Origin of the sequence: Kitasatospora sp. NA04385, from assembly GCF_013364235.1 — a bacterium.
GTDB lineage: Bacteria > Actinomycetota > Actinomycetes > Streptomycetales > Streptomycetaceae > Kitasatospora.
Genome location: NZ_CP054919.1, coordinates 5,640,592 through 5,658,561, shown reverse-complemented (window position 1 = coordinate 5,658,561; position 17,970 = coordinate 5,640,592). Strand labels below are relative to the sequence as shown.

At 75.1% G+C, this 17,970-nt stretch carries 13 protein-coding genes and 1 pseudogene; 5 read left to right on the top strand and 9 right to left on the bottom strand.

Annotated features, from left to right (window positions below; genetic code table 11):
• Positions 1-195 precede the first annotated feature (195 nt).
• Positions 196-1,563: a pitrilysin family protein gene (locus tag HUT16_RS25170; RefSeq protein WP_176192864.1), complete on the bottom strand. Its 1,368-nt coding sequence runs from the start codon at positions 1,561-1,563 to the stop codon at positions 196-198.
• 17 nt (positions 1,564-1,580) lie between these two features.
• Positions 1,581-2,924 (bottom strand): pitrilysin family protein, encoded by a 1,344-nt coding sequence (locus HUT16_RS25165; protein WP_176190331.1) that lies wholly within the window; start codon positions 2,922-2,924, stop codon positions 1,581-1,583.
• Positions 2,925-3,160: 236 nt separating this feature from the next.
• Between HUT16_RS25165 and HUT16_RS25160 the strand changes: the two genes are divergently transcribed.
• Both HUT16_RS25160 and HUT16_RS25155 read left to right on the top strand, forming a co-directional pair.
• Positions 3,161-5,611, top strand: a complete 2,451-nt coding sequence (locus HUT16_RS25160) for a DNA topoisomerase (ATP-hydrolyzing) subunit A (RefSeq protein WP_176190330.1) — start codon at positions 3,161-3,163, stop codon at positions 5,609-5,611.
• 362 nt (positions 5,612-5,973) lie between these two features.
• Positions 5,974-6,888 (top strand): sucrase ferredoxin, encoded by a 915-nt coding sequence (locus tag HUT16_RS25155; protein ID WP_176190329.1) that lies wholly within the window; start codon positions 5,974-5,976, stop codon positions 6,886-6,888.
• On the opposite strand, the gene HUT16_RS25150 is transcribed toward HUT16_RS25155, so the two are convergent.
• Positions 6,889-7,263, bottom strand: a complete 375-nt coding sequence (locus HUT16_RS25150) for an STAS domain-containing protein (RefSeq protein WP_176190328.1) — start codon at positions 7,261-7,263, stop codon at positions 6,889-6,891.
• 50 nt (positions 7,264-7,313) lie between these two features.
• On the bottom strand, positions 7,314-9,665 hold the full coding sequence (locus tag HUT16_RS25145; protein WP_176190327.1) for an ATP-binding protein: 2,352 nt from the start codon (positions 9,663-9,665) through the stop codon (positions 7,314-7,316).
• Between the two features lie 208 nt (positions 9,666-9,873).
• Between HUT16_RS25145 and HUT16_RS25140 the strand changes: the two genes are divergently transcribed.
• Complete coding sequence (locus HUT16_RS25140) at positions 9,874-11,724, top strand: PP2C family protein-serine/threonine phosphatase (RefSeq protein ID WP_176190326.1); 1,851 nt, start codon at positions 9,874-9,876, stop codon at positions 11,722-11,724.
• 5 nt (positions 11,725-11,729) lie between these two features.
• Positions 11,730-12,140, top strand: coding sequence for a response regulator (locus tag HUT16_RS25135; protein WP_176190325.1), 411 nt, complete (start codon positions 11,730-11,732; stop codon positions 12,138-12,140).
• Here the strand turns inward: HUT16_RS25135 and HUT16_RS25130 are convergent.
• Positions 12,117-12,656 (bottom strand): ATP-binding protein, encoded by a 540-nt coding sequence (locus HUT16_RS25130; protein ID WP_176190324.1) that lies wholly within the window; start codon positions 12,654-12,656, stop codon positions 12,117-12,119. The two genes, HUT16_RS25135 and HUT16_RS25130, sit on opposite strands and share 24 nt — an antisense overlap.
• Positions 12,657-12,865: 209 nt before the next feature.
• Here HUT16_RS25130 and HUT16_RS25125 point away from each other — a divergent pair.
• Positions 12,866-13,869 (top strand): annotated as a pseudogene (locus tag HUT16_RS25125) (IS5 family transposase).
• Between the two features lie 19 nt (positions 13,870-13,888).
• Here HUT16_RS25125 and HUT16_RS25120 read toward each other — a convergent pair.
• The 4 genes from HUT16_RS25120 to HUT16_RS25105 all read right to left on the bottom strand — a co-directional run bounded on the left by HUT16_RS25120 (position 13,889) and on the right by HUT16_RS25105 (position 17,923).
• Entirely contained in the window at positions 13,889-15,493 is a 1,605-nt protein-coding gene (locus tag HUT16_RS25120; RefSeq protein WP_176190323.1) for a cation acetate symporter, read from the bottom strand.
• Positions 15,490-15,906 (bottom strand): DUF485 domain-containing protein, encoded by a 417-nt coding sequence (locus HUT16_RS25115; RefSeq protein ID WP_176190322.1) that lies wholly within the window; start codon positions 15,904-15,906, stop codon positions 15,490-15,492. Before HUT16_RS25115 ends, HUT16_RS25120 begins: the two co-directional genes overlap by 4 nt.
• 113 nt (positions 15,907-16,019) lie before the next feature.
• A complete protein-coding gene (locus HUT16_RS25110) occupies positions 16,020-16,766 on the bottom strand; it encodes a response regulator transcription factor (RefSeq protein WP_176190321.1) in 747 nt (248 codons plus the stop codon).
• Positions 16,763-17,923 (bottom strand): sensor histidine kinase, encoded by a 1,161-nt coding sequence (locus HUT16_RS25105; protein WP_254897980.1) that lies wholly within the window; start codon positions 17,921-17,923, stop codon positions 16,763-16,765. The genes HUT16_RS25110 and HUT16_RS25105 overlap by 4 nt, the downstream gene beginning before the upstream one ends.
• Between the last annotated feature and the right edge of the window lie 47 nt (positions 17,924-17,970).

The following is a 17,970-nucleotide window of genomic DNA, read 5'->3' as shown; positions in this document are numbered from 1 at the left end:
GTCTCGGGGAGCGTCGTCGTGGCTCGACCCGCATGGTGACCGCCTCCTTCCGCGTGCGTCCGGCCCGGCGGCTGTCGCCCGGCCGGGGATATCTACCCACGTCGCGCCGACGGCGCGCAAGGCATTAAAGCGGCCCGGAAACGCCGGGGGCCCGGCGGGGCTGACGCCCCGTCGGACCCCCGTGCGGCCGTGCGGTCAGTTGGCGACGACCGTGACGTCCCCGATGCCCAGCGCCTTGACCGGCTCGGCGATCACCGAGGCGTCGCCGACCAGCACGGTGACCAGCCGGTCCGGCGGGAAGGCGGCGACCACGGCGCGGGTCGCCGCCTCGGTGTCCAGTTCGGCCAGCCGCCGGTAGAAGTCCGCCTGGTAGGTGTCGGGCAGGTACTGCTCGACCTGGTCGGCCAGGGTGGCGGCGACCGAGCCGGCCGTCTCGAACTTCAGCGGGGCGACGCCGACCAGGAACTGCACGGCCTCCTCCCGCTCGGCGTCGGTCAGGCCGCCCTCGGCCAGCGTGCGCAGGATGGTCCAGGTGTCCTGCAGCGCGGGCGCGGTCGACTCGGTGTCCACCGAGCCGTTGATCGCCAGCAGGCCGCGGCCGGAGCCGTCGGGGGCCGAGCGCAGCGCCTGGGCGAACGCCCGCACGCCGTAGGTGTAGCCCTTCTCCTCGCGCAGGACGCGGTCCAGCCGGGAGGTGAGGGTGCCGCCGAGGCAGTAGGTGCCGAGCACCTGCGCGGCCCACGCCGGGTCGTGCCGGTCCGGGCCGACCCGGCCGATCAGCACCTGGGTCTGGACCGAGCCGGGCCGGTCGACGATGACCACCCGTCCGGTGTCGTCACCGGCCACCGGGCCGTGCACGGCCGGCTCCCGGGTCTCGGCGGTCCACCGGCCCAGGGTGGACTCCAGCAGCGCGGGCAGGTCGACGCCGGTGAGGTCGCCGACCACCACCGCGGTGGCGGTGGACGGGCGCAGGTGCGCGTCGTAGAACGCCTTGACCGCGTCCCGGTCGATCCGCTTGACGGTGTCGGCGGAGCCGGACCGCGGCCGCGACAGCCGGTCCTCGGCCGGGAACAGCTCGGCGTACAGCGCCTTGGCCGCACGCCGGGCCGGGTTGGCCTGCTCGTGGACGATCTCGTCGAGCCGGTTGGCGACCAGCCGCTCGATCTCGTCGGCGGGCAGCGCGGGGGCGCGCAGCGCGTCGCCGAGCAGGGTCAGGCCGCGCTCCAGGCGGGAGGCCGGGACCTCCAGCGAGACCCGGATCGCCGGGTGGTCGGCGTGGGTGTCCAGGGTCGCGCCGGCCCGCTCCAGCTCGCCGGCGAACTCCTCGGCGGTGAGCGTGTCGGTGCCCTCGGACAGCGCCCGGGCCAGGATCGAGGCGACGCCGTCCAGGCCCTCGGGCTCGGCGGCCAGCGGCGCGTCCAGCACCACGTCGACCGCGACCAACTGCTGGCCGGGGCGGTGGCAGCGCAGCACCGTCAGGCCGTTGGCCAGGGTGAGGCGTTCGGGCGCCGGGAACGCCCACGGAGTGGGGGTGCCGGGCTGCGGCTGCGGGTGGAACTCCATCGCGGGGGTGTAGTCGCTCACGCCGCCGCCTCCTCGTCGTCGTTCTCGGCGCTGTCGGTGCTGTCGGTGCTGTCGCCGGGGGTCGGCTCGTACACCAGCACGGCCCGGTTGTCGGGGCGCAGCCGCGCGGCGGCGAGCGCCCGGACCTCCTCCGCGGTGACGTCGAGGACCTTGGGCAGGGCGCCGTCGAGCAGCTTCGGGTCGCCGAACAGGACGGCGTAGCGGCAGAGTTCGTCGGCGCGGCCGGCCACCGTGGTGAGCCGGTCCAGCCACTCGCGCTCGATCTGGGCCTGGGCGCGCTCCAGTTCGGCGGCGGTGGGGCCCTCGGCGGCGAACCGGGCCAGCTCCTCGTCGACGGCGGCCTCGATCTGCTCCAGGGTGGCGTCGCCGCCGGCCTTGACGTCCAGCCAGCCGAGCGAGGGGGCGCCGGAGAGCCGCAGCAGGCCGAAGCCGGCCGCGACGGCGGTGCGGTCGCGGCGCACCAGCCGGTTGTACAGCCGGGAGGACTCGCCGCTGCCGAGGATGGTGAGCGCCAGGTCGGCGGCGTCGGCCTCGCGGGTGCCGTCGTGCGGCAGCCGGTAGGCGGCCATCAGCGCGCGGGAGGGGACGTCCTCGCGGACGACCTCGCGCACCTCGCGGCCGATGGTGTCCGGCAGGGAGCCGTCGCGCGGCGGCTGCTTGCCGTCGTGGGCGGGGATCGAGCCGAAGTACTTCTCCACCCAGGCGATGGTCCGCTCCGGGTCGAGGTCGCCGACGATCGACAGCACCGCGTTGTTGGGCGCGTAGTAGGTGCGGAAGAACGCCCGGGCGTCCTCCAGCGTCGCGGCGTCCAGGTCGGCCATCGAGCCGATCGGGGTGTGGTGGTAGGGGTGGCCGTCCGGGAAGGACAGGGCGGTGAGCTTCTCGAACGCGGTGCCGTAGGGCACGTTGTCGTAGCGCTGGCGGCGCTCGTTCTTCACCACGTCGCGCTGGTTCTCCATGGACGTCTCGTCCAGCGCGGCCAGCAGCGAGCCCATCCGGTCCGCCTCCAGCCAGAGCGCGAGCTCCAACTGGTGGGCGGGCATGGTCTCGAAGTAGTTGGTGCGCTCGAAACTGGTGGTGCCGTTGAGCGAGCCGCCGGCGCCCTGGACCAGTTCGAAGTGCCCGTTGTTGGAGACGTTCGCCGAGCCCTGGAACATCAGGTGCTCGAAGAGGTGGGCGAGGCCGGTGCGCCCCTTGACCTCGTGCCGGGAACCCACGTCGTACCAGAGGCAGACCGCGGTGACCGGGGTGAGGTGGTCCTCGGAGAGCACCACGCGCAGGCCGTTGGCCAGGCGGTGTTCGGTGATGGCGAGGCCGCTTGCGGGCGCGGGGTTGGCCATGCGGGGTCCTTCCCGTCGTCGGTTCCGGAGTGTCCGGGCCGGGGGCGTGTGACGTCCCCATTGTGGTGCAACGCCCGGCGGCGCCGTCAGGTGTCCGGCCGCGGGGCGCGTTCGCCAGCGGCGGAAGCGGCCCGGGTGACGGGCGGTGTCCCACCGAGGGTCCACAATGGGGGGCGTTCACGCCCGCGTCCGCCCACCCCCATGTCCCGCATGTACCGCAAGGGAGCCCCGCAGCGATGGCCCGCCGCAGTTCGCCCACCCCACCGCCCGGTGACTTCGAGGAGCGCATCCTCGACGTCGATGTCGTGGACGAGATGCAGGGCTCGTTCCTGGAGTACGCCTACTCGGTGATCTACTCCCGGGCCCTGCCGGACGCCCGGGACGGCCTCAAGCCGGTGCACCGCCGGATCCTCTACCAGGCCAACGAGATGGGCCTGCGCCCGGAGCGCGGCCACGTCAAGTGCGCGCGCCTGGTCGGCGAGGTGATGGGCCGGCTGCACCCGCACGGCGACGCCTCGATCTACGACGCCGTGGTGCGCCTGGCGCAGCCGTTCTCGATGCGGCTGCCGCTGATCGACGGCCACGGCAACTTCGGTTCGCTGGGCAACGACGACCCGCCGGCCGCGATGCGCTACACCGAGTCCCGGCTGACCGCCGCCGCGATGTCGATGGTGGAGTCCATCCACGAGGACACCGTCGACTTCGGCCCGAACTACGACGGCTCCGAGCAGGAGCCCCAGGTGCTCCCCTCGGCGTTCCCGAACCTGCTGGTCAACGGCGCCACCGGGATCGCGGTCGGCATGGCCACCAACATGCCCCCGCACAACCTGGCCGAGGTGGTGGCCGCCGCCCGGCACCTGATCAAGCACCCCGCGGCGGACCTGGACACCCTGATGCGGTTCGTCCCCGGCCCGGACCTGCCCACCGGCGGCCGGATCGTCGGCCTGTCCGGCATCCGGGACGCGTACGAGTCCGGCCGCGGCACCTTCAAGATCCGCGCCACCACCTCGATCGAGAACGTCACCGCCCGCCGCAAGGGCATCGTGGTCACCGAACTGCCGTACACGGTGGGCCCCGAGAAGGTGATCGGCAAGATCAAGGACCTGGTCAACGCGAAGAAGCTGCAGGGCATCGCGGACGTCAAGGACCTCACCGACCGCGAGCACGGCCTGCGCCTGGTCATCGAGGTGAAGAACGGCTTCGTCCCCGAGGCGCTGCTGGAGCAGTTGTACAAGCTGACGCCGATGGAGGAGACCTTCGGCATCAACAACGTCGCGCTGGTGGACGGGCAGCCGCTGACGCTGGGCCTCAAGGAACTGCTGGAGGTCTACGTCGACCACCGCTTCACGGTGGTCAAGCGGCGCAGCGACTTCCGCCGCCGCAAGCGCCAGGACCGGCTGCACCTGGTCGAGGGCCTGCTGGTCGCGCTCGTCGACATCGACGAGGTGATCGCGATCATCCGCAGCAGCGACGACGCGGGCCAGGCCAAGGACCGGCTGATGGAGCGCTTCGGCATCTCCGAGATCCAGACCGCGTACATCCTGGACACCCCGCTGCGCCGGCTCACCCGCTTCGACCGGGTCGAGCTGGAGGCCGAACAGGCCAAGCTGCTCAAGGAGATCGCCGAGCTGACCGAGATCCTGGAGTCGGACCACAAGCTGCGCTCCGTGGTCTCCTCCGAACTCGGCGCCGTCGCCAAGCAGTTCGGCACCGAGCGGCGCACCGTGCTGCTGGAGGCCGGCTCGGTGCCGTCCGCCGCGCTGGCGGTGCCGCTGGAGGTCGCCGACGACCCGTGCCGGGTGCTGCTGTCCTCCACCGGGCTGCTGGCCCGCACCTTCGACCTGGAGCCGGTCGGCGAGGAGTCGGCGGCCCGCGCCAAGCACGACGTGCTGGCCTCCGCCGTCCCGGCCACCGCCCGCGGCGACATCGGCGTGGTCACCACGGCCGGCCGGGTGCTGCGGCTGCCGGTGATCGACCTGCCCGCGCTGCCCCCCGGCACCTCGGCGCTGTCCGGCGGCGCCACGGTCTCCGAGTTCCTCCGGCTGGAGGCGGACGAGCGGGCGATCGCCCTGACCACGCTGGACGAGTCCTCGCCCGGCCTGGCGCTCGGCACCGTGCAGGGCACGGTCAAGCGGGTGGTGCCCGAATGGCCCGCCAACAAGGACGAGTTCGAGGTGATCGCGCTCAAGGACGGCGACGTCCTGGTCGGCGCGGTCGAACTGCGCACCGGCGAGGAGGACCTGGTCTTCATCACCTCCGACGCCCAGCTGCTGCGCTACCCGGCGGGCCAGGTCCGCCCGCAGGGCCGCCCGGCCGGTGGCATGGCCGGCATCAAGCTGGCCGACGGCGCGAAGGTGCTCTCCTTCACCGCGGTCGACCCGGCGCAGGACGCGGTGGTCCTGTCGGTCGCGGCCGCCTCCGGCACGCTGGCCGGCGAGGAGCAGACCAGCTGGAAGCTCACCCCGTTCGACCAGTACCCGCGCAAGGGCCGGGCCACCGGCGGCGTCCGCTGCCAGCGCTTCCTGCGCGGCGAGGACGGCCTGGCCTTCGCCTGGGCCGGCCCGCTGCCCGCCCTCGGCGCGGGCACCGCCGGCCAGCCGGTCGCCCTGCCCGAGCGCGACCCGCGCCGCGACGGCTCCGGCACCCCGGTGACGGCCCCGATCGCCGCGGTCGGCGGCCGGATGTAGCCCCGCGGACGACCCCGGACGCGGGAGGGGCGGGCACCTGCACCGTGTCCGCCCCTCCCGCGTCCGCCCGCACTCGGCGGTCCGTCGCCGGGCACCGGCCCCGGGGCGCTGGCCGGGGGCGTGCTGCCCCGGCGGGTACGGCCCGGACGCCTGCTGCGCGTCTGCTGCCCGGGTGCCGCCTGCCGGCCCCCGGCTGCTTCCCCGGGCGCCCGACCGGCGTCGTCGCCGGCGGGAAACCGCCGCTGCCGGCGGAGAGGAGGACGTGCCGGCCGTGCCGGGTGGCGGTCCTGACGACGGCTCCGGCCGGGCGCACCGCCGTACCCGGGAGGGGCGTCGGGGCGGCGGGACGTAGGGTGGGCCGGGTGAGCACCTGTACCACGCTGTCGCGCGAACTGACCGAACCGCTGGGCGCCACCGCGGCCACCGCCACCACCTGGCTGCTGCTCGAACAGTCCGGCCCCTGGGGGGCGCAGGCGCTCACCGGCAGCCACCTCGACCCCGGGCTCGGCGCCGCGCTGGAGCGCGCCACCGAGGGCACCGGCGTCCGGATCGCCCTGATCCGCCGCCCGGGGCGGCACGCCGACACCGACACCACCGCCCGGCACGAGGTGCTGGTCGCCCACACCTCCCCCGTCGACCCGTGGGTGCGCCGCGGGCACCTCGCCGCCCCCGCCGACCTGCTCGGCCTCGACTTCGCCGCCCTCGGCGCCGGCGACCACGGCTCCTTCGGCACCCCGCACGTCGGCGGCCCGATCGCCCTGGTGTGCACCAACGGCCGCCGCGACCGCTGCTGCGCCCTGCTCGGCCGCCCGCTCGCCGCCGAGATCGCCGCGTCCGGCCACAGCGAGGTCTGGGAGGTCACCCACCTCGGCGGCCACCGCTTCTCCCCCACCATGCTGGTGCTGCCGCACGGCTACGCGTACGGGCGGCTCACCCCGGAGTCCGCGAAGGAGGTGCTGGCCGCGACCGCCGCCGGCCAGACCGTCCCCGCGCACTCCCGCGGCCGCTCCTACTGGCCGCGCCCGGCCCAGGCCGCCGAGCAGGCCGTCCGCGAGCTGACCGGCGAGTGCGCGGCCGACGCCCTGACGCTGCGCCAGCACCCCGGCGGCTCGCCCTGGACGGTCGAGGTCCAGCACGCCGACGGCCGCCGCTGGCGGGCTACCGTCGCCGAGTCCGCGAGCGAGCCGCCCCGGCCCGAGAGCTGCGGCAAGGCCCCGGGCACCCCGTCCCGGATGGACGTGGTGGATCTCGCCGAACTGGCGCCCGCCGCCCGCTGATCAGGCGAGGGCCGCCTCCAGGCTGTCGACCGGGGCCAGGACGGCGGTGGCGCCGGTGATCTCCAGCAGTCGGCGCAGCTGCGCCGGAGGGGCGGCGATCCGCAGCGCGAAGCCGTCCCGTTGCGCGTCCAGCCGCAGCTGGAGCAGCAGGTTCAGGCCGGAGGAGTCGCAGAACCCGACCCCGGAGAGGTCCACGGCGAGCAGCGCCGGCCGCTCCGCCGCGGCGCGGGCGAACAGCGCGCGGGCCGCGCCGACGCCGTCCAGGTCGAGGTCCCCGTGCAGGGCGCACACCACGGCGCCGCCGTCCGTTGTCCGGAGCTCCCCGGTGAGGGCCGCCCCGGCCACGGTGCCGCCGGTGCTCTCGTCGACGTCCACGCTGTCGTGCCCCTTCCGTTCTTCGGTTGGTCCGTCCGGGCGCGTGGAGCCTACTGGGTACCGGGCCCGTCGTGCGCGGGCGGCTCCCCGGAGAGGGTGAAGCAGACCGCGGTGCCGCCCCCGGGGGCGTCGTCCAGCCAGACCGCACCGCCGTGCCGTTCGACGATGCGGCGCACGATGGCCAGCCCGGCGCCGGAGCCGCCGCCGTGCTCGGCCGGCCGGTGCAGCCTGCGGAACAGCCCGAACACCAGCTCGCGCTGGGCGGCCGGCACGCCGATCCCGTTGTCGCGCACCACCACCGCCTCCCGCTCCGGGCCGCCGTCCGGGCCCGGGCGGCGCTCCACCGTGACCTCGACGGTGCGCGGCCCGTCCGGGCGGGCGTACTTGGCGGCGTTCACCAGCAGGTTGACCAGGACCTCCTGGAGGCGCTCGGGATCGGCGTGGACGACCGGCAGGTCGCCGCGCAGCACCCGGACGCCCTGCTCGGCCAGCCGGGGCCCGGCGACGTCCAGGGCGTGCTCCAGGGCCTCGTCCAGCGGGACCGGGAGGCGGCGCAGCCCGACCTCGCTCACCTGCGAGTACCGCAGCAGCGAGTCGAGCAGGCCGTCCATCCGGACGGTCAGCCTGCGCACGGTCTCCAGGTGGCGGCGGCTGACGCCGTCCAGCGTGTCGCCGACGTCCTCGATCACGAAGCTGGCGGCGTTGGAGATCCCGCGCAGGGGTTCCTTGAGGTCGTGGGCGGCGGCGTGGGCGAAGGCGCCGAGGTCGGCGTTGCTGCGCTCCAGCCGCCGGGTGAAGACCGCGGTCCACGCGGCGTGCCGGGCCAGCAGCCCGGCGATCGCCCGGGCCGCCTCGTGGGCGACCGCCAGGTCCGTGTCGTCCCACGGGAGGCTGCGGCCCCGGACGACCGCCCGGAACACCTCCGTGGAACCGCGCGGCGTCAACCGCTCGCCGCGCGGTCCCAGCCGGACGGGCACCGCGGGATCGGCGGCCCAGGTCCGGTCGGTGGTCCGCTCCCTGCGCCACCAGGCGAGGAAACCGTCCCCCAGCGGCAGCAGCAGCACGCCCGCGGGGGCGTCCGGGCCCCCGACGCCCTCGCCGGCGTCCGGGCCCTGCGCGCCGTCCCGTCCGCCGCGGGCCTCGGCGAGCGCCTCCGCCCACCGGTCGGTGTGCCAGGCCCCGGTGGGCCGCAGGCCGGCGGCGAGCGCCCGCAGCCGGGACAGCGTCCGGCCGCCGGGGTGCGGCCCCTCGACGGTGGTCTCCGCGGCCTGTTCGATGACCAGGCCGTCCGCGTCGAGCAGCCCGGCCAGCAGCCCGGCGAAGGCGTGCAGCGACGGGGCCCGCTCGTCGGGCTCCCCGCCGAGCAGGCGGTCCAGCAGGCTCCTGGTCCGGCCGAGCACCGCGGAGCGCTCGCGGTCCGCGGCCGCCGCGAGCTGCACGGACAGGGCGCTGCCGAACAGCTCGCAGGCCGCCCGCACGTCGGGCGGGAGCCAGCGCGGCTCCTCGCCGTGGCAGGCGACCAGCCCCCACAGGGCGTCGTCGGAGAGGACCGAGACGGACATCGAGGAGCGCACGCCGATGTTGCGCAGGTACTCCAGGTGGTACGAGGAGACGGTGCGCAGCGCCGCGGCGGACAGGTCGAGCGGTGGGGCGCCGGTCTCCCGGGGGGCCGGGTGCAGCGCGGCGGTGCGGTCGTCGACGTCGCCGATGACCCTGATCCAGTTGTGCCGGTAGAGCCGCCGGGCCTGCGGCGGGATGTCGCTGGCCGGGAACCACAGCCCGAGCCAGGGTTCCAGGTGCGCGGCCCGGTCCTCGGCGACCACCTCGCCGGGGCCCTCGGCGTCCTCGAAGCGGTAGGCGACCACGCGCGCGTAGCCGGTGAGCAGCCGCACCTCGCGCACCGCGGCCTCGCAGCACTCCGCCACCGTGGTGCACCGCTGGATGCGCAGCAGCGCCTGCTGGACGCGGCGGGCGAACCCGGGGCCGGCCTCGGGCCGTTCGGCGCAGGGTTCGAGCTCCAGCACCAGCAGCCCGTCCCGGCGGTGCGCGCCGACGTCGAACGGCCGGTCGGTGCCGGCGGGCCGGGCCCGGGCGGTGAGCAGCAGGGCCGCCGCCCCGGCGTCCTGCGCCTCGGCGAGCACCTCGGCGCCGACCAGGTCCAGGGCCGGGCCGCCGACGAGCTCCGCGGCGGGACGGCCCAGGTGGTCGGCGGCGTTGTCGGAGACGGCGCGGACGGTGCCGTCGAGCGGGTCGACCGCGAGCAGCACCCCGAACGACTGGACGCCGCCGAGCAGGTGGATGGGCTCCCGGACGCAGTCGGCCAGGTCGAACCCGCCCGCGGCGGCGGTCTCGGCCTCCCGGGCGCGTTCGGACAGCCAGGTGTCCCCGGTCTCTTCGGCCACGGCGGTCCCCGTCCTCGGTCCGGCCCGGTCGGCCGTGCGGTCGTGGCCCACCCTAGGGCCTGTCCGGGTGCTTCCCGCGCGCGTTCCGGTGCGGGCGGGGCGCGGAGCTATCGTGGCGGACGAGGCACCTTCCGCCGCAGACGGGCGCGGAGGCCGCGGCCGGATCCCCCGACCGCGTGCGATCGGGCCGGGAGGGTAGAGGGGGAACGTGACGAGCCAGCAGGTTCCCGACGGGCGGGCGGGCGGCGCCGCCCGGGGCGGCGCCGCTCCCGCGCCGCGCCCGTCCGGACGGGCGGCGGACGGCGGCTGGACGGCCGGTCTGCACCGGCTGTGGCGCTCCGCCCAGACCTCGACCGACGTGACGGACCTCTCCGCCGAGCTGTACGACCTGCTGCTGGACCAGCCGGGCGTGGCCGTCGTGTCGGGAACCAGGTTCACGTCGTCCGGCACGGCCCTGTACACGCGTTCCAGCACCCGCCCCGGGGAGGTCCCGGAGCGGCTGCTGCTGCCCGCCGGGGACGCCTGGGCGGGCCGTCCGGCCCCGGAGCCCGGCCTGGTCCGGCGGTTCGCCCTGGGTTCCGAGCAGGCGCGCGGCCGTCCCGAGTACGGGACGTGGCGGGCGGCCGGGGCGGTGCGGATCACCGAGTGCCCGCTGCCGCTGGAGGACGGCGGCTGGGCCGTGCTGTCCGTCGGCCTGGCCGCGGGCCGACCGGCCCCGCCGCGGCTCGGCACCCGGCTCACCCAGGTGTCCGACGTGGTGGCCGCCTGCAACGACCGGATCGTCCAGGAGCGGGCGAACGCCCGGCTGCAGGCCCGGGACGCGCTGCTCGCGGAGGCCTCGCTGCAGATGGACGCCTCGCTGGACGTCGAGGAGACCCTCCAGCGGGTGGCCCGGATGACGGTGCCCGCGATCGCCGAGGGCTGTCTGGTCCACCTGCACCGGCCCGAAGGGCTCGTGCTGGTCGCGTCCGCGCACCTGGCGGCTGGCGTCCAGCGGCGGTTCACCGCCGCCGGCGGCGACCTGGGCTGGACGGACGACCTCCTGTCGAAGCTGTCCTCGCTGCGCGAGGGCACCGTCCTGACCGGTGACGAACTGGCGGGCACGCCGTTCGGCCCGTCCTCCGGAGCGGCCGCCCGGGCGGTCACGGTGAACCCGCTGCGGGCCCGCGGCCGGCTGCTGGGCACCGTGACCTTCGTCTACGAGCGCGAGCCCGCCCGCGTCCCGCCGCCGCTGTTCCTGGCCGACCTCGCGCTGCGGGCCGCGCTGGCGATCGACAACGCGACGCTGTACGAGGAGCGGCGGCAGAACGTGGCGTCGCTGCAGCAGCACCTGCTGCCGGCCGTCCTGCCCACCGTGCCCGGCGTGGAACTGGCCGCCGCCTACGAGGTCGGCGACGCGGCCCTGGAGGTCGGCGGCGACTTCTACGACGCCGTCCCCGGCCGGCGCTCGCTGTCCCTCCTGGTGGGCGACGTGTGCGGCCGCGGGGCCGAGGCGGCCGCGCTCACCGGCCTGGCCCGGCACACCCTGCGCACGCTGCTGGAGGACGACCTCGCGCCCGCCGCGGCGCTGACCCGGCTCAACTGCGCGCTGCGGACCGCGAACTCGCGGAAGTTCGTCACCGGCGTGGTGCTGTCCCTGACCCCGGCCGCGGACGGCGCCTTCGAGGCCCGGATCGCCAACGCCGGCCACCCGCAGGCGCTGGTGCTGCGCGCGGACGGGACGGTCGCGCCGCTGGGCGGCACCGGCGGGCTGCTGCTCGGCGTGCTCGACGACTACCAGCTGGCCGAGTCCACCGACGTGCTGCGCCCCGGGGACACCGCGGTGCTGCTGACCGACGGGATCACCGAGTCCCGCTCGCCCGACGGCGCGTTCTTCGAGGACCGGCTCGCCGCCGCCCTCGGCGGCCTGGCCGGGCTCCCGCCGGAGGGCGTGGTCACCGGGCTGGCGCGGGCGGCGATCGGCTTCGGCCGGGGCTCGGCGGACGACATGGCGGTGCTGGCGATGCGGGTGGCGCCCGGAGTGCGACCGGGCGGCGACGGAGAAGGGAACGTGGCGTGACGGTGATGGCCGAAGGGCTCGTGCTCGTGGTCGAGGACTCCGAGGAGGACGTGGAGGCGATGTCGCGGGCCCTGGGCCGCTCGCACCCGCTGGTGCGCCTGGAGTTCGCCGAGCGGGCGGAGACCGTCCAGGAGCGGCTGCTCGACCCGGCGGCCGAGCGGCCGCGGCTGGTCCTGCTCGACCTCAACCTGCCCGGCTACGGCGGCCACGACCTGCTCGCGGCGCTGCGGGCCCGTCCGGAGCTGGCCGGGCTGCCGGTGGTGGTCTTCACCTCCTCCACCGCTCCCGCCGAGGTGGACGCCTGCTACGCGGCGGGGGCGGACAGCTACATCTTCAAGCCGCTGAACTTCGAGCTGTTCCGCACCGTCCTGGGGAACACCGTCGACTTCTGGCTAGGCGAGGTCCGGGCCGACTGACCCCGGCCGGGGCGCGGTGCCGGGGCCGGACAGCCGGGCGGCGTCGATCTCGATCCAGACCGCTTTGCCCGCCCCGCGCGGGACGGTGCCCCAGCGGTCGGCGACCTCCGCGACGATCCGCAGGCCGTGGCCGCCCGGGAGGTCCGGCCGGTGCGGGCGCTCGACCGGGGCCAGCAGCGCCGTGCGGTCGGCGACCTCGATCCGCAGCCGGTCGGTCCCCGGTTCGAGGACGATCTCCACCGGGCCGCCGCCGTGGCGCACGGCGTTCGCGACCAGCTCGCAGACCAGCAGGGCCACTTCGTCCGCCGGACCGACCCCGCCGGGGGCGGCCCCGTGCCGGCGGGCCCCGTAGTGCTCGGCGAGCACCTCGCCGACCAGCGCCCGGGACAGGGCCGCGGGCCGCGGCTCGTCCTCCAGCAGCAGCACGCACCGCGGCCGGGCCGGCCGTCCCCCCGCGTGCCCGGTGCGGACGTCCGGGGCGTCGCCACCGTCCGCCCGCTGTGCCTTCCGCCGCATCGTCTCTCCCCCCGCTCCCCCACGACTCTAAGGGAGCACCCGCCGCAGTGGCAGCGGCGGGAGGCGCGGCGTGGCGCGTTCTTCCGGTTCCCGCCGGGCCGCCCGGGGGGAACCGGAAGGGGGGCGGCCGGGCCTAGGGCGCGTATTTGGTTGTGATCATTCTGGGAAGTTGTCTTCGCGGTGCGGTCTGATCCGGTAGACCGTGTTCCGTGACGCGAGTGCAACTATCAGATGCAGAGTGGGAGTTCATCGAGCCGTACCTGCCGATCGGCGAGTACGGCCCGTACCCCGAACAACTGCGCCGGCAGTTCGAGGGCGTGGTCTGGCACTTCAAGACCGGCAGCCAGTGGCGTGAGACGCCGAGGGAGTTCGGCGCCTGGTCGACCGTCCACAACCGGTTCCGGCAATGGCGGGACGCCGGCGTCTTCGAGGCCCTGCTGGAAGGCGCGATCGCGGAGGCCGCCAAGCGGGGTGAGGTGGACCTGTCGCTGGTCAGCGTTGACTCCACCACCGTCCGGGCCCACCATGACGCCGCTGGGATACACCTGGACCCCGACACGCTCGCCGATCTGGAGAAGGCCGCCGAGGAAGCGGAGAAGGCCCGCCAAAAGGGGGCAGCTCGGAGGGACAAGACGGGCAGGGCGCCACAGACGACCCGGAGCAGGACGAGCGGCGGCGTGTCCGGCGCAGGCGAAAGCTCCGGCTGAAGGCTGCCCTGCTCGGGCGGTCCAGGGGCGGTCAGACCAGCAAGGTCCACGTCGTCGGCGAGCGTAAGTGCCGCCCGCTGGTGCTCGTTCTGACCGAGGGGCAAGCCGCCGACAGCCCGCAGTTCATCCCCGTGCTGAAGAAGATGCGGGTTCGCGGGCCGGCCGGCCGCCCCCGCACCCGACCCGACGCGGTCGCCGGAGACATGGCCTACTCGTCCCGCGGCAATCGCTCCTACCTGCGCAAACGCCACATCAAAGCGGTCATCCCGGAGAAGAGGGACCAGGCCGCCAACCGGAAGAAGAAGGGCAGCGGAGGCGGTCGTCCCGTCAGCCATGACGCCGAGCTCTACAGAGAGCGGAACACCGTCGAGCGCCTGATCAACAAGCTGAAGGCCTGGCGGGGCATCGCCACCCGGTTCGACAAGAAGCCCGAGAGTTACCTCGCCGGCCTCCAGCTTCGCGGCGCCATGATCTGGATCAAGGACCTCACCAGAGCCACCGCTTGATCACGACCAAATACGCGCCCTAGGCCGCCCCCGCGCCCGTCAGGGCCCGTACCTCCAGCTCCGCGAAGCCGTCCTCGTCCGCGCGCTCCCGGTCGGTGACGGTGCCCAGCCAGCCGGCCAGGAAGCCGAGCGGGATGGAGACCAGGCCCGGGTTCTCCAGCGGGAACCAGTGGAAGTCGACGCCGGTCAGCATGGAGGCCTTCGTGCCGGAGACCACCGGCGAGAACAGCACCAGCAGCACCGCCGGGACGAGGCCGCCGTACACCGACCAGACCGCGCCGCGGGTGGTGAACCGCTTCCAGAACAGCGAGTACAGCAGCGTCGGCAGGTTCGCCGAGGCGGCCACTGCGAAGGCCAGGCCGACCAGGAAGGCGACGTTCAGCTTCTGCGCGAACAGGCTGAGCACGATCGCCAGGCCGCCGATCACCACGGCGGAGATCCGGGCCGCGATCACCTCCTCGCGCTCGGAGACCTGCCGCTCCTCGGGGCGCCGCCAGGCCCGCGCGTACAGGTCGTGGGCGAAGGCCGCGGAGGAGGCCAGGGTGAGGCCGGCCACCACGGCGAGGATGGTGGCGAAGGCGATCGCGGAGATCACCGCGAACAGCAGCAGGCCCCAGGTGGAGTCCGGGCCGCCGCCGAGGTCCAGGGCGAGCAGCGGGACGGCCGTGTTGCCGGCCGGGTTCGCGGCCCTGACCGCCTTGGCGCCGACCACCGCGCCGGCCCCGAGGCCGAGCACGATCGCCATCAGGTAGAAGCAGCCGATCAGGCCGATCGCCCACATCGTGGAGCGCCGGGCGGCCCGCGCCGTGGGCACGGTGTAGAAGCGGCTGAGGATGTGCGGCAGGCCCGCGGTGCCGAGCACCAGCGCCAGGCCGAGGCTGAAGAAGTCGAGCCGACTGGTCGGGCTGGCACCGTACTTGAGGCCGGGCTGCAGGTACTTGTCGCCGACGCCGCTGTGCTGCGCGGCGGAGTGCATCAGCGCCCCGAGGTCGCCGTGGAAGCGGGCCAGCACCAGCACCGTGAGCAGCACCGAACCGGCCACCAGCAGGAAGGCCTTGACGATCTGGATCCAGGTGGTGGCGCGCATCCCGCCGACCGTCACGTAGACGATCATCAGGCCGCCGACGCCGACGATCGTCCAGGTCTTGGCGGCGCCGCTGTCGGTGCCGAGCAGCAGGGCGACCAGGCTGCCCGCGCCGACCATCTGCGCGATCAGGTACATCAGCGTGACGACCATCGAGGCCAGGCCGGCCGCGGCGCGCACCGGCCGCTGGCGCATCCGCAGCGCCAGCACGTCGGCCAGGGTGTAGCGGCCGGCGTTGCGGACGAGTTCGGAGACCAGCATCAGCACGACCAGCCAGGCGACCAGGAAGCCGATGCTGTAGAGCACGCCGTCGTAGCCGTAGAGCGCGATCAGGCCGGTGACGCCGAGGAAGGAGGCGGCCGACAGGTAGTCGCCGGAGAGGGCGAAGCCGTTCTGCAGCGGCGAGAAGTCGCGGCCGCCGGCGTAGAAGTCCTCCGCGGCGTGGCCGCGGCGGCCGACCCAGACGGTGATGGTCAGGGTGACGGCGACGACGACGGCGAACAGCGCCACCGCGAGGCCGTGGCTGGGGTGTGGGGTCATCGCAGTTGGTCCTGGGTGTCCCAGCGCAGTTCGAGTGCGGCTCGGTCGCGCTTGGTGCGGGCGTTGCGGGCGTAGAGCCAGGTGAGCAGGAAGGTGGAGGCGAACTGGCCGAGGCCGAGCAGCCAGGCCAGGTTGAGCGGCCCGGCGACCTGACGGCTCATCAGGCCCGGCGCGAACGCCTGGGCCGCGACGAACAGCAGGTACCAGGCCAGGAACCCGGCGCTGGCCGGGAACACGAACGAGCGGTAGCCGTGCCGGATCTCCCGGAAGGCCTCGCTGTCCTGGACGCTGCGGTAGACCTCCCGCCCGGCCCGCTCCTCCGGCGGCGCCGGCTCCGCGGTCCGCCGCCGCGCCACCGCCCGGGGCCGGGAGGCGGCCGCGGCCCACCAGTCGATTCTCTCCTGCTGTGCCACAGCCGACACCTCACCATTTCGGTCACTACGACCGAACCATGATGGAGCGTCACAAACCACACCACGAAACCCGTGCAGATACGTTCACCCGAACCAGCTACCAGGGGGTGGGCCTACGAACCGTCGGAAATTCCATGCTTGAAGGCGTACGCCACGGCCTGCGCGCGATCCCGCACCGCCGTCTTGGCGAAAAGGTTGTTGATATGCGTTTTCACCGTTGCGGGGCTGACGAACAACCTTTCCGCGATCTCCGCGTTGGACAGCCCGGCGGCGATCAGCGCCAGCACCTCGGCCTCCCGCTGGGTCAACCCGTCCGGCAGCGGCGGCCGTTGGGCCGGTCCGGGCCGAGGTCGGGGCGGGGGTGCGGCCGGTGCCGCGGGCTGCGGTGCCGACTGCGCCGCGGCGGCGACCGGCGCCCCGGGGTGCGGTGCGCCCGACAGCCGCTCCAGCAGCCGCAGTTGGACCTGCGGGGAGAGCCCGGCCGCGCCCGAGCGGACGTCGGAGACGGCGCGGGCGATCTCCTCCGCGCCGGCGTCCTTGGTGAGGAAGCCGCGCGCGCCGGCCTGCAGCGCGGAGAACAGCGAGTCGTCGTCGGCGTAGGTGGTGAGCACCACCACCTCGGTGCCGGGGTGCTCGGCGCGGATCCGGCGGGTGGCCTCCACCCCGTCGCAGCGCGGCATCCGCAGGTCCATCAGCACCACGTCGGGGGCGTGCTCGGCGACCAGCCGCAGCGCCTCCTCGCCGTCCGGCGCGGAGCCGACCACGGTGATGCCCGGCAGCAGGCCGAGCAGCATCACGATCCCCTCCCGCACCACGGTCTGGTCGTCGGCGACCACCACCCGGATCGGTCCGTCCGTCACGCCGGCACCCGCAGCAGCACGCGCCACCCTCCGTCCTCGGGGCCCGCCAGCAGTTCGCCGCCGAGCAGTTCCGCGCGTTCGCGCATCCCGAGCAGACCGTACCCGCTCCCGCTGTCGCCGAGCACCGGGTGCGCCCCGCGCGGGGCGGCGGAGTTGCGCACCCGCAGCTCCACCTCCCCCTCCCGGTAGGCGAGCCGGACCTCCACCCGGCCGCCGGGCGCGTGCTTGCGGGCGTTGGTCAGCGCCTCCTGGGCGACCCGGCGCACGGCCAGCCCGGCCTCGGCGGGCAGCGGCCGGGGCACCCCGTCCACGGTCAGCTCGGCCCCGGCCCCGGCGGCCAGCTCGGCCAGGAACTCGGCGACGGGGGCGAACTCGCCGCGCAGCGCGGACAGCGCCTGCCGGGTCCCGGCCAGGCCGTCCTGGGCCATCCGCCGGGCGGCGACCACCCGTTCGCGGACCTCGGAGCGCTCCGCCCCGGCGTCCAGCATCAGCCGGGCCGCCTCCAGGTGCACCAGCTGCGCGGAGAGGCTGTGCGCCAGCACGTCGTGGATCTCCCGGGCGATCCTGGCCCGTTCGGCGAGCGCCGCGCTCTCGGCCCGCGCGGCCTGCGCGGCCCGCTCCTGGGCGAGCAGGGCGCGCTGCGCGGAGCGGGCCTGGCTGTCCAGCCGCAGCAGGTAGCCGAGCAGGCCCATGCCGCCCGCGACGGTCAGCATCACCAGCAGCGAGTCGCCCGACCCCAGGCCGTAACCGACCAGCGCCGCACCGGCGGTGGGCAGCCCGGCGACCAGCGGCAGCCGGATCACCGCGAGCACCGCCAGCCCGCACCAGATCATCGAGGCCAGGGTGTCGGCCCCGCCCTCGTGGGCCAGTCCGGCGGTGGCCAGCAGCCCGGCGGCGCAGCCGAGCACCGGCCACAGCCGCCGGGCCCGGCAGGTGTAGTGCCAGCCGGTGAACAGGGCGGCCGCGGCGACGATCCAGCCGATCGGCGGCAGCACCCGCCAGCCGGTGTAGCGGTGCTCGGCGAAGGTGCCGAACAGCACGGCGGCCAGCATCGCGGTCCGGCCGAACAGGGAGAGCGTGGTCCGGGCCCACGAGCTGCGCTCCCGGATCGGGACGTCGCCGGCGGGCCACCGGGTCCAGCGTTCCAGTGTGCTCACCGGGAGATCCTCTCAGCAGCGGTGCCGCCGGACTCGGTCGGAGTCCG

What these genes read in the sequence shown, in the direction of transcription:
- HUT16_RS25170 (WP_176192864.1), bottom strand. Translation starts at nt 1,563, where the DNA reads ATGGAGTTCCACCCGCAGCCGCAGCCCGGCACCCCCACTCCGTGGGCG.
- HUT16_RS25165 (WP_176190331.1), bottom strand. Translation starts at nt 2,924, where the DNA reads ATGGCCAACCCCGCGCCCGCAAGCGGCCTCGCCATCACCGAACACCGC.
- HUT16_RS25160 (WP_176190330.1), top strand. Translation starts at nt 3,161, where the DNA reads ATGGCCCGCCGCAGTTCGCCCACCCCACCGCCCGGTGACTTCGAGGAG.
- HUT16_RS25135 (WP_176190325.1), top strand. Translation starts at nt 11,730, where the DNA reads ATGGCCGAAGGGCTCGTGCTCGTGGTCGAGGACTCCGAGGAGGACGTG.
- HUT16_RS25130 (WP_176190324.1), bottom strand. Translation starts at nt 12,656, where the DNA reads ATGCGGCGGAAGGCACAGCGGGCGGACGGTGGCGACGCCCCGGACGTC.
- HUT16_RS25120 (WP_176190323.1), bottom strand. Translation starts at nt 15,493, where the DNA reads ATGACCCCACACCCCAGCCACGGCCTCGCGGTGGCGCTGTTCGCCGTC.